This window comes from Paraburkholderia sp. J76 (assembly GCF_905220295.1).
Taxonomy (GTDB): Bacteria; Pseudomonadota; Gammaproteobacteria; order Burkholderiales; family Burkholderiaceae; genus Paraburkholderia.
Genome location: NZ_CAJMZJ010000016.1, coordinates 1 through 13,925 on the forward strand (window position 1 = coordinate 1; position 13,925 = coordinate 13,925).

A 13,925-nucleotide genomic window follows, 5' to 3' on the forward strand; every position below is an offset into this window, starting at 1 on the left:
CCAGGCGATCGCGGAAAAGAACCTGCACGCGGTGGGCTGGGTGATTCTGGCGATGATCGTGGTGATTCTCGCGTACGACCAGTTCCTGTTCCGCCCGCTCGTGGCGTGGGCCGACAAGTTCCGCATGGAGAACACGAGTTCGGGCGACGCGCCGGAGTCGTGGCTGCTGGACCTGATTCGCCGCACCCATCTCATTCACCAGTTGCTCGTGCCGCTCGGCTGGCTCTTCGCCAAGGCCGCGCGCATGCCGATCCAGTTACCCTCGTTTCCGAACGTGACGTTCGCCGCGCCCGTCGCGCGCAGTCGCGGCGGCTTGCGTGCGCGCATCGGCGACGTCGTATGGGCCGTGCTCGTGATCGCGCTGACCGTGTTCGTGGTGTGGCGCGTCGTGGCCTATGCGCGCACGGGCGTGACGCCGGGCGATGTCTGGCACGCGCTCGGTCTCGGCTTCATCACGCTCTTTCGCGTGATCCTGCTGATCGCCATCGCCTCGGTGATCTGGGTGCCGCTCGGCGTGCTGATCGGGCTGCGCCCGGCGCTCGCCGAAAAAGTGCAGCCGCTCGCGCAGTTCCTTGCGGCGTTCCCGGCGAACCTGCTGTTCCCGGTGTTCGTGATCGTCATCGTGCGCTTTCACCTCAACCCTGACATCTGGCTGTCACCGCTGATCGTGCTCGGCACCCAGTGGTATATCCTGTTCAACGTGATTGCAGGGGCCAGCGCCTATCCGAACGACTACAAGGAGGCCGCGAAGAACTTTCATATTCGTGGCTGGCAGTGGTGGCGTCAGGCCATGCTGCCGGGCATTTTCCCGTACTACATCACGGGTGCCATCACCGCTTCGGGCGGCGCGTGGAACGCGAGTATCGTCGCGGAGTTCGTGCAGTGGGGCGACACGAAGGTCGTCGCGCACGGCCTGGGCGCCTATATCGCGCAAATGACGGCGGCAGGCGACTACCCGAAGATCATTCTCGGTATCGCCGTGATGTCGCTCTTCGTCACGCTGTTCAACCGCCTGCTGTGGCGCCCGCTGTACACGTATGCCGAGTCCCGTCTGCGGCTCGACTGATCGACGACTGATCGAACAACGAATGATCGAAGGTAACGCGATGCAAAACCCCAAGACGCTGAGCGCCGCGCACGGCGACGTACAGACGGCCACGAACCCGCCGCGCCCGGGCGTTGAAATCCTGAACGTGAAGGACGTGTGCCGGGGCTTCAACAAGTCCCAGGGCGAACTGCTCGTGCTCGACGACGCCAACCTCCAGTTGCGCGAAGGCGAGATTGTCGGGCTGCTGGGCCGCTCGGGCTCGGGCAAGTCCACGCTGCTGCGCATCATCGCGGGCCTGATCTCGCCGACTTCGGGCGACGTCACCTGGCGCGGCAAGCCGCTAGAAGGGCCGGCTGAAGGCGTGGCGATGGTGTTCCAGACCTTCGCGCTGTTTCCGTGGCTCACGGTGCTGCAGAACGTGGAAGCGGGCCTCGAAGCGCAGGGCGTGGGCGCGCGCGAGCGCCGCGAGCGGGCGCTGGCGGCCATCGACCTGATCGGTCTGGACGGCTTCGAAAATGCCTACCCGCGCGAGCTTTCGGGCGGCATGCGCCAGCGCGTGGGTTTTGCGCGCGCGCTCGTGGTCGACCCGATGCTGATGCTCATGGACGAGCCGTTCTCCGCGCTCGACGTGCTGACCGCCGAAACGCTGCGTACCGACCTGCTCGACCTGTGGACGCAAGGGCGCCTGCCGATCAAGTCGGTGCTGATCGTCACGCACAACATCGAGGAAGCCGTGTTCATGTGCGACCGCATCCTGGTGCTGTCGTCGAATCCGGGCCGCGTGGTGGCCGAGATCAAGGTGCCGTTCAAGCATCCGCGCAACCGTCTCGACCCGGCGTTCCGCAAGCTCGTGGACGACATCTACGCGAAGATGACCGCGCGTCAGACTGGCGAAACCACGAAGAAGGGGCTGGAACTCGGAAGCTGGCTGCCGCGCGTGTCGACCAACCTGATGGCCGGTCTGATCGAAACGCTGGCCGCCGCGCCGTATCACGGCCGCGCGGACATGCCGGAAATCGCGCGCTCGCTGCACCTGGAAGTGGACGACCTGTTCCCGATCGCGGAAGTGTTGCAGAACCTCGGTTTCGCCGACGTGCGCGAAGGCGACGTGCTGCTCACGCCGCCCGCGCGCGTGTTCGCGGAGTTCGGCACCCAGGAGCGCAAGATGATGTTCGCCGAGCATCTGCTGCGCCACGTGCCGCTCGCGGCGCGTATCAAGAAGGTGCTCAACGAGCGGCCCGGCCATCGCGCGCCGCGCGTGCGTTTCGAGCAGGAACTGGAGGATTTTCTCTCCGACGGAGCGGCGGAAGAAACGCTCGACACCGTGATCGACTGGGGCCGTTATGGCGAGATCTTCTCGTACAACGACCAGTCGGAAATCTTCAGCCTCGAGGACGTGGAGTCCTGACGGTCATTGCCAAGGGGTAATCGCAATGCGGGTAATCGCAATGCGGGCTATTGCAGCGTGCCCCAGCGCTCCACCGCAGGTTCCGCCGTGGCCCACTTCCAGCCCGACTGGTCCTGACACGCGCTCGCGGTGAACCATTGCTCGGGCGAGTCGGCCTTGTCGCCGTCCTGCACCGAGAACACGAACTCCTTGCAGAGCGTGAGCGCGTTGGAGAACGCGCGTGTCACACGCACCTGCCCGTGGCCGTTTTCCACGGGCAGCGTGTGCTTGATGCGCCAGCTATCCGCGCTGCCCACCGGCAAGCGTCCGGCCGTTTCGGCGATCAGATCCTGCTGGTCCGCGTGCATGCTCTTCATGAAGCGGCCAACGGCTTCGTCGGTGGCCGCCTGCACGGCAATGCCCACGCCGATACCCACGGCCGGATTCGCCGTGGCGATGCCCGTGGCCGCCGCCGCCGCGGCACCGCTTGCCGCGCCGATCGACGAGCAGCCGCTCGCGCCGAGCGCGATGCCCGCGCAAAGCGCGGCGAGGGCCACGAGCTTCACGGGCCGGGACGTCGACGAATCCGTTTCGACGGGCTCTGCGCGACTCGCGCGCGTGTTCATGCCGTTCATTGCAGCGCACCCCAACGGGCGGTGGCGGGTTCGGCCGAGGCCCACTTCCAGTTCTCGCCGTCGCGGCACACCGAAGCGACGAAGAAGGCGCTCGAAGCGGGCTTGTCCTTCGTGGCGTCGTGATCGACGGAGAACACGATCTCCTTGCAGTCGAGCGCGCCGCTGCTGATCGTGCGGCTCACCGTGACGCGGCCGTGCTCGTCGTCCTCGATGGGGAACGAGTGCACGATAGACCACGGCGCGACGCCGCCGACATCGAGCGGGCCCGCCGCCTTGGCAATGCTGTTCTGGGTGTTCGTGTGGACGACGCGCTCGGAGTACTGCACGCCGGCCTTCGCCGCGGCCACGGCGCCCAGACCGATGCCGGTCGCCACGGCGGCGTTGCTCGTCACTTTCGACGCGACCGCCGCGCCGGCGATACCGGCGCCCGTTTGCGCGCCTTCGGAGTAAAGCGAACTGCAAGCCGAGCACGCGAGGCTCGCCACGGCTGCGAGCAACGTGAGCGACATGCCGCGTCGCCAACCGGAAGATGCGCAGGGCAGCGGCGGCGCATTGGCAATCGCGCCAATCGTTTCCCCGACCGTCACGGAAATGGATGGCGCAACGGGCGCCCGGGCACTTCGTTCTTGCATGATGATTCCCTGCCGCTAGCCGGATAGCGCCACGTTGCGCGCACATCCAGCATGTTTTGCTTACTTAACGTGCTGCGGATTGTGCAACATGCGATTGTTAACCGGGATAGGTAAAGTGCAAGAAATTGCAAAAGAGCGTGCGCGGCAGGCCGATCTTTGATCGGCGCTGCCGCGCGGCTCCGCCTCGCCGCGCAACGAGCGTGCCGCGCGCGAGGGTGCCGGGGGATCAGGCTTCGTCCGTGTCCGGGTCGATGGGCAGGTCGGCTTCGCCGTCGTCGGCGCCGTAGCTGCCGAGCCGGTTGTAGAGCGTCTTGAGGCTCACGCCGAGCGTGCGCGCCGCGAGACGTTTATCGCCGCCGCAATACTTGAGCGTGCCGAGGATGATCTGCTTTTGCGCATCGGCGAGCGGCGTGCCGATCCACACGCTCATCGCGTCGCCCTGGGTAACGGGCTTTTTCACGCGTGGCACCAGTTGCGGATGCGCAAGCTCCACGACCTTTTCCGCGAGGATGAACGCCCGGTACACCGCGTTCTTCAGTTCGCGCACGTTGCCGGGCCATGACCAGTTGCGCACGGTTTCGAGCGCCCGTTTGCTGAAGGTCTTTTGCGTGCGTTCCTGGTTGTTCAGCTCGGTGAGGAAATGCTGGGCGAGCAGTTCGCGGTCGCGCTCGCGCTCGCGCAGCGGCGGCGCGCGCAACGGAAACACCGCGAGCCGGTACATCAGGTCCTCGCGCAGGGCGTTTTCCTTCACGGCGGTCACAGGGTCGCGGTTGGTGGCCGCGATGATGCGCACGTCGCCACGAATCGCTTCGTTGCCGCCCACCGGAAAGTACTCGCCGGTTTCGAGCGCCCGCAGCAGTTTCACCTGATGCAGCAGCGACATCTCGGTGATTTCGTCGAGGAACAGCGTGCCGCCCCGCGCGTGCTCGAAGTGACCGTCGCGCGCCTGCACGGCGCCCGTGAAACTGCCCTTTTCGTGGCCGAACAGCTCCGCCTCGATCAGTTCATCGGGAATCGCGCCGCAGTTCACCGCGATGAACGGGCCGTCGCGCCGTTCGCTGTGCGCGTGGATCGTGCGGGCGATCAGTTCCTTGCCCGTGCCCGATTCGCCGACGATGAGCGCCGTCGCCTCGGTCACGGCAACGCACTCGATCTGCGTATAAAGGTCCTGCATGACCGCCGACGAGCCGTACAGCAGACCGTACGACTGCAATCCCGCGACGCGCGCGTCGGCGTCCGGTGCGGCATTTCCGGGGTTGGCGCTGGCTCCGCTGTTTCGTTTAGTGGCGGCGGGCGAGCCCGGCTCGATTGACGCCATAGGGTTGTTCGTCCTGCAAATGTAGTGCGGGGCGCCCGCTTCTGCGCGCATCTGCGTGCTGTTGCGCGTATCGGCGAACGGGCCCTGCGATCCGGGGCTGGCCGTCCAGGACAGGTGCGGAACTTGCCGCTCCGACGGCCGCGAGATTGCATCCGCGAGACTGACATCTCGTAAACGCGTAAGCATTTAACCACTGCCGCGCATCACAGGGCAATGGACCTCTCGAAGAGAGGTGCATGTGCGAGTGTGGCACGCATCCTGCTACGGAACTTCCAGAAGCGTGCGCCGTCTGCGAAGTAAGGGCGGCGCCAGTCGAATCCATTCGCGCGTCTTCCGTCTTTGACGAGGCGTATCTGGGAGAGAACGATATGTCGAAGAACCGCAGCGCTCTGGTAGGAACTCTGGTGACAGTCGGCGCGCTTGGCGCCATGGCCGGTATGCTGGCCTGGCGTTTCTCGCAGCGCCACCGCTTGCAACGGCAAACCTTTCATCGCGACTTGAGCCGCTGGGAAGGCGAGGGCGGCTCGCTCGCCGGCACCACGGGCAATAATGGCGAAGCTCCCGATATGGCGATGGTGGCGGGCGCCACGGATTTGCCGGAGCCGGGCGGGAAGAGCCGCGCGGCTAATGGCGCGAACGGCGCCATGAATGGCTCTGACGGTATGCCGTGGCCGTTTCCGCATGGTTAGGTGCGGCGGCGCGGCACGCGAGAGCCGTGCCCGCTTGTCTGGAATGAGTCTATAATAGTCATATCAACAACAATCGAGGTTTGGGCAGCCCACGGCTGGCGGTATTGTTGCTCAGTTGTAGCAAAACCGCGAATATTCTGGCTTTTGCCGTTTGGGCGTGCGTCCGACCGTTTCGTACTCCACTGCAGCGCAATCACGTGCGTCGCGACTTCCGCCGCACCGGGCAACTTTGCCCGGCGCGCTTGTGAAGGGCGCGGCGCTCGCGCTTTGGAACCACTCACCTATCAAGGCTGACGAGACGCGATGCCACATGTATTGATTGTCGATGACGATGCGGAAACCCGCGAGGCGCTAGCGGCCGTGGTGAGCGAAGACGGGCTCACCACCGCGCAGGCAGGCGACCTGCGCGAGGCGCGCATCCAGCTCGTGCGGCAAACGCCGGACGTGGTCTTCACCGACCTGAAGCTGCCCGACGGCAGCGGCACCGACCTTTTCGAGGACCTCGATCCGCGCTCGGGCGTGGAACTCGTGGTCATCACGGGGCACGCGACGGTCGAGACGGCCGTCGACGCGCTCAAATCCGGCGCGATCGACTATCTGGTCAAGCCGATCAATCTCCAGCGCGTGAAGGCGATCCTGAACCGCCTGCCGCGCGCGGGCGACCTCAAGGCCGAAATCGGCACGCTGCGCGGCGAACTGCGCCGCATGGGGCGTTTTGGCTTGATGCTCGGCAATTCGCCGGCCATGCAGGAGGTCTACGACCAGATCAGCCGCGTGGCGGTCACGCCCGCCTCGGTCATGCTGGTGGGCGAGTCGGGCACCGGCAAGGAAGTGGCCGCGCAGACCATCCACCAGTTGAGCCTGCGCCGCAAGCACGAATTCCTCGCGGTGAACTGCGGGGCGATTTCGCCGAACCTGATCGAATCCGAAATGTTCGGTCACGAGCGCGGTTCGTTCACGGGCGCGGACCGGCAGCACAAGGGTTATTTCGAACGCGCGAACGGCGGCACGCTGTTCCTCGACGAAATCACCGAAATGCCGATCGAGCTGCAGGTGAAACTGCTGCGCGTGCTCGAAACCGGCATGTTCATGCGCGTGGGCACGACGAGGGAAATCGAAACCGACGTGCGCCTGATCGCAGCGACCAACCGCGATCCGGAGCAGGCCGTGGCCGATGGCAAGCTGCGTCTGGACCTCTATCACCGTCTGAACGTGTTTCCGATCAGCCTGCCGCCGCTGCGCGAGCGCGGCAAGGACGTCGAGCTGCTCGCCCAGGCGTTCCTCGAAGAACTGAACGAGCGTCACGGGACGAAAAAGCAGTTTCCGGCGGCCGTGCGCGACATGCTGGCCGCCTACCCGTGGCCGGGCAACGTGCGCGAACTGAAGAACTACGTGCAGCGCGCGCACATCATGTCGGGCAACGACGGCGACTTCACGGCCACGGTGCCGCTGCAGATCTCGCTCTCGAAGCCGGTTGCGGGCACGGCGGTGACGATCCCCTTCGGCACCTCGCTCGCCGACGCCGATCGCCAGCTCATTCTCGCGACGCTCGATCAGTGCGGCGGCGTGAAGACGCGGGCGGCGGAAATTCTCGGCATCAGCCTGAAGACGCTCTATAACCGTCTTGTGGAGTACGGCAACGAAAGCGCCGGCAAGGGCGACGCGCCCGCGCGCATGGCCGGCATGTGAGCAGCACCCGCGAACGCGCCCCGTGGCGCGTTCGCACGGGCGGTATGACGCTTGCAGTGTGAGTTTCGCGTCCATCATGAGGAGCGAACGATGCCGAGCTGCAAATCCAGTGATGCCGTCCGCGTGAAGCCCTGGCTCGCGCATACCCCGCAGCCCGACGAACCGCCGCCGGACCAGCCGCGAGAGCCGGACGTGCCGCCCGTAGGCGATCCCCCGGCGCCACCGGGCGAAGTGCCGCGTGCGGCGCATGAGCGGCGTTTTCCTTCGACCAACCGGTCTCCTGTCGATTTCGACGCTCGCCTGGCGCATCGCGCGCTTCGCGAGTGGCTGTTCGCACGGCCTGCCGGCGTCATCGGACGAAGCTGATGGCTTTTATGTACTAGTTACAAACGCCCCACCTTTTTTACCGGCGATTTCACGCGGCGAACCTTAGACTACAAACGCATCAGGCCGCGTGGCCGCCTTCCGTTGGAGGCATCGAGATGAGACATCCTGCCTTGCGCCGCTCCGCCCGTTACACGGGCAAGCGCGGCCCACGCGACTCGCAAGAGAAGAGCAATCCTCCCCCATCGCTCGAACCGGACCCGGCGAGCCAGAACCGCGCGGCGCCCGGCGTCCCGCCCGATGGCGAGCACAACCAGGGCGGCGCGCGGGCCGAGGGCATCGAGTACCAGCGCGATCTCGGTTCGGAACAGGACGCCTGACTCGCTCGGCCAGGCTGGGGCCACCGTTCGCGGCTCGCCTGGGGCTCGCCGATGGCCGCTCGTTCCCAGCCTGGCGGATTATCGGTATTCCGCACTTGCGCGTTTGCCGCGCGGAATTCGCTCGTCCGGACGTGCGGCAGAAAAGGTTTTTGCTCCGACCCTGTCAAATCGGCACGCGTCTTGCGTACATGCCTGAAGCTGAAGCTGTGTCTTCGGATCCAACGAAACAGGAGGTAGAGCCGCAATGGGCAGACTGATCGTGGTATCGAATCGCGTTGCGCCGACCCAGGAGGGCCGTCCCGCAGCGGGCGGGCTCGCAGTCGGCGTATTGGACGCGCTCAAGGAAACCGGCGGTGTGTGGTTCGGGTGGAGCGGCGAAACTGTCGCGGAGCCGTCCGCACCGGTCATCGAGCAGCAGGGCAGCGTCACCTACGCGACGGTAGGTCTTACCCGGCGTGATTATGACCAGTACTACAAGGGCTTCTCGAATACGACGCTCTGGCCGACCTTCCACTACCGCAACGACCTCGCGCGCTACGAGCGCCAGGAGTACGGCGGCTACCTGCGCGTGAACGTCACGCTGGCGCGGCAGCTACAGCCGCTCATTCAGCCCGACGACATCATCTGGGTGCACGACTATCACCTGATTCCCTTCGCGCGCTGCCTGCGCGATCTGGGGGTGACGAATCCCATCGGCTTTTTCCTGCACATTCCGCTGCCCGTGCCGGAAGTCATGCGCTCGGTGCCGCCGCATGAAGAACTCATGAAGTTCTTGTGCCACTACGACGTGGTGGGTTTCCAGACCGACGCCGACCGCCAGGCGTTCCTCGACTACGTCGAGCGCGGCGGCCACGGGACCGCGAGCGACGACGGCATGGTGCACGCGTGGGACCGTTTCCTGAAGGTCGGCGCGTACCCTATCGGCATCTATCCGGATGCTATCTGCAAGGCGTCGTCGCAGTTCTCGGACCGCAAGGCCGTGCGCAGCCTGCGCGAAGCCATGCGCGGACGCAAGCTGATCATGAGCGTGGACCGGCTCGATTACTCGAAGGGGCTCGCCGAGCGCTTCCAGGCGTTCGAGCGGCTGCTGCAGAACGGGCCCGGCTGGCACGGCCGGGTCTCGCTCCTGCAGATCGCGCCGCCTACGCGCTCCGACGTGCAGACCTACCAGACGATCCGTCGCAACCTCGAAGGGGAAGCGGGCCGTATCAACGGTCGCTTCGCGCAGCTCGACTGGACGCCGATCCAGTACCTGAACCGCAAATACGAGCGCAATCTGCTGATGGCGCTGTTCCGCGAGGCGCAGGTCGGCTATGTGGCTCCGCTGCGCGACGGCATGAATCTCGTGGCCAAGGAATACGTGGCTTCGCAGAATCCCGAAGATCCCGGTGTGCTGGTGCTTTCGCAGTTCGCGGGCGCGGCCGAGCAGTTGCCGGGCGCGCTGGTCGTGAATCCATACGACCTGAACCAGACGGCCGAGGCGCTGGAACGCGCGCTCTCCATGCCGCATGCCGAGCGCATCTCGCGTTACAACGACATGATGGCGTCGCTGCGCGAGAACAATCTTTCGGTGTGGCGCGATACTTTCCTCGCCGATCTGCGCAGCGTCGCGACGGCGGCCTCGGTCACGGCCAAGGCGCGCAATGCCGCGCCGGCAGGGAAAGCGTCCCTGCAAACGCCCTCGCCTGAGCAGGCGCAGCGCGCCGCGCGCGCGTAGCGTAACGGTGACACCCCACGCGGCGGCCTTCGGGCCGCCGTTTTTTTGCGCCCGCGTGAGCGCTTACCGCGGCGTGTGAGGCGTGCGCACCCCGGTGCCCGGCATCAGACGCAGCAGGCTCACCACGGCCGCGACGGCGGCGAAAGCCGTCGCCACGTAGAGCGCCACGGTTGGCCCGCGTTGCGGCGCAATACCGAAGATGAGCGCCACGAGCGCCGCGCCGAGTGTCTGGCCGGTCAGGCGCGCGGTGCCGAGCATGCCGCTCGCGCCGCCGCTGCGCTCGCGCGGTGCGGAAGACAGGATTTGCCGGTTGTTGGGCGACTGGAACACGCCGAAGCCCACGCCGCACAAGGCCATGCGCCAGCAGATGTCGAATACGGCGGGATGCGCGCCGAGCGTCGCCAGCGAAATCAGCCCGAGTGCGAAGAGCGCGAGGCCGATGCCGCCGAGCATGCCCGCCGGGTAGCGGTCGGAGAGCGTGCCCGAGAGCGGCGCGGCGCCGATGATGACGAGCGGCCAGGGCGTCATGAGGAGACCCGTATCGACCTGCGAGAACCCAAAGGTTTCCTGCAGCATGAAGGGCAGTGCGACGAACGCGAGCATTTGCGCGCAGAACGAGCAGACCGAAGTGCTGATCGAGAGCGCGAACACGGGATTCGCAAGCAGATCGACGGGCAGGAGCGGCGCGGGCTGCGTGAGCTGGCGGCGCACGAAGAACCAGCCGATCACGATCGCGAGCACGAATTCGATTGCCACCAGCCGGTTGTTCTCGCCGTGGCCGAGTCCGTCGACGGCGAAGATCAGTAGGCCGAACACGATGGCATTGAGCACGGCGCTCAAATAATCGTAGGGCGCGGGATGGCGCTCGTTCTCGGGCAGCGCGCGCATGCCCAGTGCGAGCGCGGCGATGCCGATCGGCACGTTGATCGCGAAGAGCCAGGGCCACGTCGCGATGGCGAGCACGCCCGAAGCGAGCGTCGGGCCGACCGCCGAAGCGATCGCGACGACCATCGCATTGATGGCCACGCCGCGGCCCAGTTGCGCGCGCGGATAGATCATGCGCACGAGCGCGGTGTTCACGCTCATGATCCCCGCGCCGCCGAAGCCCTGAATCGTGCGCGCGAAGGCGAGTTCGGGCAGCGTCGTCGCAAGGGCGCAGCCGAGCGAGGCGACGGTGAAGAGCACCATGCCCGCCAGATACACGCGCCTGTAGCCGATGCGGTCGCCGAGCGAGGCGAGTGGAAGCAGCGAGATGGTCACCGAAAGCTGATACGCGTTGACGATCCAGATCGAGCTTGCCGCGCTCGCGTGCAGGTGCCGCGCGATGGTCGGCAACGCGACGTTGGCGATCGCGCCGTCGAGCACGGCGAGCGTGATGCCGAGCGCGACCACGAGGATCGCGTAGTAACGCTGCGGGAAGGGCAGGCCGGTTTCGATGTCGGCGGAGGAATCGGCGGGGCGTTCGGAAAGCGTGGGCATCGACGGAAGAGGCGGCGCGATGGGCGCGCCGCCGGCTGAACGTTGTTTTCTGGTGTTTTCTGGTGTTTTCTGGTGTTCTTCTTTGCGCTTATTTCAGCTCATAGAGCCCGACGTAGGTAGTCGAGTCCACCTCGTTCAGATGCGTCATGAAGCGCGCCACGGCGTTGGTCGTGTCCGCGGCGACGGGCAGTTGCGCCGCCTTGAGCGCGTGCACGCGGAAAATGTAGCGATGCGGTTTGTCGCCGCGCGGGGGCGCCGCGCCGCCGAAGCCCACCGTGCCGTAGTCGTTGCGCACCTGCAGCGCGCCCTGCGGCAGCAGGCTGCCGTCGGCCTTGCCGGCGTTGCGGGCGAGCGAGCGCACATCGGGCGGAATATTGACGACGACCCAGTGCCAGAAGCCGCTGCCCGTGGGGGCGTCCGGGTCGTAGACGGTCAGGGCGAAGCTTTGCGTGTCGGGGGGCGGCTCGTCCCACTGCAGCGCGGGCGAAACGTTGTCGCCGTCGACACCGAAGGCCCGGTCGTCGAACTCCTGCGCCTTCGGCATGAAACCGTTGCTGGGAAAGTCATCGGACCAAAGTCGGAAATCAGCCATCGGTTGCCTCCTTCGCTTTGCGTTATTGGACAGCGGCGCTTATGCGTGACACGCGCGTGACGCGTGCGCGCCGCCGGTCGATCGAGTTTATCACTGCGCGCTCGTGCGCCAGGGCCAGCTTCGCAGCCCTTCATGCGCTGTGTCACCCGCCCTCACGAGCGCGCCTCGAACCATGCGGACGACTCGTCTTCGAGCCACGCGGCAAGCCGCTCGGCGACCGCGTGCGGATCGTGCTGTGCGCCACGCAACGCACATTCCCAGATCACCGCCACGCGCCAGCCCTGGGCCGCGAGCGCGGCGAGCGCTTTGGCGTCGTTCAGACGGTTGCGCGCGATCTTCTCGCGCCAGAACTCGGGGCGCGTTTGCGGCCACTTGAAGAGCGCGCAGTTGTGGCCGTGCCAGAAGCAGCCGTGGACGAACACCACGGCGCGCCGGCGTGGCAGCACGATATCCGGGCGGCCAGGCAGCTCGCGCACGTTCAGGCGAAAGCGAAAGCCGCGCCGGTGCAGCAGACTGCGGATCAGCTTTTCGGGCTTCGTGTTGCGTCCGCGAATGCCGGACATCATCCGGCTGCGCGTCGCGGTATCGACGACGTCCACCATCGTCTGTCGCCTCGCTTCGGTTGGCTGTGCGGCGCGCGCGCGGTCAGCGGACTTACGCCGCGGCCTCGGCGCGCGATATGCGGGTCGGGCGTGTCGTACGCGTGGCGCGCGCAACTGAGGGAACCGGCGGCGCGTCCGCGCCCGGCGCGGCCAGCACCGCATCGAGATGCGGCATCATCGTGCGCGCGACCTCGCGCATCACGGGCATCACCACGCTGTTGCCGAACTGGCGGTACGCCTGGGTGTCGCTCACCGGAATGCGGAAGGTGTCGGGCAGGCCCATGAGCCGCGCGCACTCGCGCGGCGTGAGGCGGCGCGGGCGCAATCCTTCGCCTTGATGGACGAGGATCTCCGAGCCGTCCTTGTGATAGCGCGCAGAAAGCGTGCGCGTAACGCTGTTGGGGAAGGCGAGACCGAAACCGAAGCCGTTGCCGGCCGCGCGGTGCTTCTCGGCGTATTGCTGCAGATACGCCCAGAGCCCCGGCGTGAGCGTGTACTTCGGCTGTACGCGGCGCGCGCCGTGGTCGAAAAAGCGCTCGCCGTCCCAGGGCAATAGCGGCTCGCAGCCGTCGGTGCGATGCAGGATCGAGGCGAGCCGCGGGCCTTCCTCAGGCAGCGCGAGCGCGTCCCACGAAAACGGCGTCGGCTCGCGAAAACCGACGATGATGATGCGCTCGCGATGCTGCGGCGTGAAATGGCGCCCGTCGATCACGCGGTAATGGACGTCGTAGCCAAGCTCGTCGCGCAGCACCTGGAGGATCACGTCGAAGGTGCGGCCGCGGTCGTGCGAGACGAGGTTCTTCACGTTCTCGAGCAAGAACGCGGCGGGCCGCTTCTCGGCGATGATGCGCGCGACGTCGAAGAACAGCGTGCCCTGCGTGGTGCAGGCAAAGCCGTGCGGACGGCCCAGCGCGTTTTTCTTGCTCACGCCCGCGATCGAAAACGGCTGGCACGGGAAGCCCGCGAGCAGGACGTCGTGATCGGGGACGTCGGCGGCGTCCACGGCGGTGATGTCGCCGATGAACGGATGGTCCTCGCCGTAGTTTTCCAGATAAGTCTTGCGCGAGAACGGATTCCATTCGCTCGTGAAGACGCACTCGCCGCCATGCGCCTCGAACCCCTTGCGGATGCCGCCGATGCCCGCGAACAGATCGATAAAGCGAAAGCGCGCCGCGTTGCCGCTGGCAAGCGCGCCGCCTTGCAGCAATTCGCGCAGTGCGGCGTCAAGCATCGCGGGGCAGGGTGTTTCGCCCTTTTCCCAACGTCGCACGGTCTTCACGTCGCGCCCGACGTGGGTGGCAATCTGCTGTTGCGTGAAACGCTTGCGTGCCTGCTGGAGCAGGTCTCTCGGTTCGGCCGTGTGCACGGAGTCCTCGTTAGGGTATTTTTGCGGACATTATGACCGATGGTCGACCCGCGGCACCAGGAATTCC

14 protein-coding genes are annotated in these 13,925 nt (G+C 66.2%); 7 read left to right on the forward strand and 7 right to left on the reverse strand.

Annotated elements, in window-relative coordinates:
* Both U5768_RS25965 and U5768_RS25970 read left to right on the forward strand, forming a co-directional pair.
* Window positions 1-1,066: ABC transporter permease subunit (locus tag U5768_RS25965; protein WP_322033249.1), on the forward strand; the 1,066-nt coding region annotated here is incomplete at its 5' end.
* Window positions 1,067-1,106: 40 nt separating this feature from the next.
* The gene (locus U5768_RS25970) at window positions 1,107-2,456 is read left to right on the forward strand and encodes a nitrate/sulfonate/bicarbonate ABC transporter ATP-binding protein (RefSeq protein ID WP_322033384.1); all 1,350 of its coding nucleotides are present in this window, start codon (window positions 1,107-1,109) and stop codon (window positions 2,454-2,456) included.
* Window positions 2,457-2,503: 47 nt separating this feature from the next.
* Here the strand turns inward: U5768_RS25970 and U5768_RS25975 are convergent, their stop codons facing one another.
* The 3 genes from U5768_RS25975 to U5768_RS25985 all read right to left on the reverse strand — a co-directional run bounded on the left by U5768_RS25975 (window position 2,504) and on the right by U5768_RS25985 (window position 5,020).
* Window positions 2,504-3,061, reverse strand: a complete 558-nt coding sequence (locus tag U5768_RS25975) for a hypothetical protein (RefSeq protein WP_322033385.1) — start codon at window positions 3,059-3,061, stop codon at window positions 2,504-2,506.
* 5 nt (window positions 3,062-3,066) lie between these two features.
* Window positions 3,067-3,579: a hypothetical protein gene (locus U5768_RS25980; RefSeq protein WP_322033386.1), complete on the reverse strand. Its 513-nt coding sequence runs from the start codon at window positions 3,577-3,579 to the stop codon at window positions 3,067-3,069.
* A gap of 349 nt (window positions 3,580-3,928) precedes the next feature.
* Window positions 3,929-5,020, reverse strand: a complete 1,092-nt coding sequence (locus U5768_RS25985; protein WP_322033250.1) for a sigma-54 dependent transcriptional regulator — start codon at window positions 5,018-5,020, stop codon at window positions 3,929-3,931.
* A 368-nt stretch (window positions 5,021-5,388) separates the two neighbouring features.
* Between U5768_RS25985 and U5768_RS25990 the strand changes: the two genes are divergently transcribed.
* The 5 genes from U5768_RS25990 (at window position 5,389) to otsA (ending at window position 9,819) form a co-directional block, all read left to right on the forward strand.
* The gene (locus tag U5768_RS25990) at window positions 5,389-5,709 is read left to right on the forward strand and encodes a hypothetical protein (RefSeq protein ID WP_322033251.1); all 321 of its coding nucleotides are present in this window, start codon (window positions 5,389-5,391) and stop codon (window positions 5,707-5,709) included.
* Between the two features lie 303 nt (window positions 5,710-6,012).
* Window positions 6,013-7,398, forward strand: coding sequence for a sigma-54 dependent transcriptional regulator (locus U5768_RS25995; RefSeq protein WP_322033252.1), 1,386 nt, complete (start codon window positions 6,013-6,015; stop codon window positions 7,396-7,398).
* A 90-nt stretch (window positions 7,399-7,488) separates the two neighbouring features.
* A complete protein-coding gene (locus tag U5768_RS26000; RefSeq protein ID WP_322033253.1) occupies window positions 7,489-7,764 on the forward strand; it encodes a hypothetical protein in 276 nt (91 codons plus the stop codon).
* A 116-nt stretch (window positions 7,765-7,880) separates the two neighbouring features.
* On the forward strand, window positions 7,881-8,102 hold the full coding sequence (locus tag U5768_RS26005; protein ID WP_322033254.1) for a hypothetical protein: 222 nt from the start codon (window positions 7,881-7,883) through the stop codon (window positions 8,100-8,102).
* A gap of 244 nt (window positions 8,103-8,346) precedes the next feature.
* Window positions 8,347-9,819 (forward strand): alpha,alpha-trehalose-phosphate synthase (UDP-forming), encoded by a 1,473-nt coding sequence (gene otsA / locus U5768_RS26010; RefSeq protein ID WP_322033255.1) that lies wholly within the window; start codon window positions 8,347-8,349, stop codon window positions 9,817-9,819.
* Between the two features lie 63 nt (window positions 9,820-9,882).
* Here the strand turns inward: otsA and U5768_RS26015 are convergent, their stop codons facing one another.
* From U5768_RS26015 to dcm, 4 genes are all read right to left on the reverse strand, one after another.
* The gene (locus tag U5768_RS26015; protein ID WP_322033256.1) at window positions 9,883-11,298 is read right to left on the reverse strand and encodes an MFS transporter; all 1,416 of its coding nucleotides are present in this window, start codon (window positions 11,296-11,298) and stop codon (window positions 9,883-9,885) included.
* A gap of 88 nt (window positions 11,299-11,386) precedes the next feature.
* On the reverse strand, window positions 11,387-11,890 hold the full coding sequence (locus U5768_RS26020; protein ID WP_322033257.1) for a YbhB/YbcL family Raf kinase inhibitor-like protein: 504 nt from the start codon (window positions 11,888-11,890) through the stop codon (window positions 11,387-11,389).
* A 152-nt stretch (window positions 11,891-12,042) separates the two neighbouring features.
* On the reverse strand, window positions 12,043-12,492 hold the full coding sequence (locus U5768_RS26025) for a very short patch repair endonuclease (protein WP_322033258.1): 450 nt from the start codon (window positions 12,490-12,492) through the stop codon (window positions 12,043-12,045).
* A 52-nt stretch (window positions 12,493-12,544) separates the two neighbouring features.
* Complete coding sequence (dcm, locus tag U5768_RS26030) at window positions 12,545-13,858, reverse strand: DNA (cytosine-5-)-methyltransferase (protein WP_322033259.1); 1,314 nt, start codon at window positions 13,856-13,858, stop codon at window positions 12,545-12,547.
* Window positions 13,859-13,925: the final 67 nt, after the last annotated feature.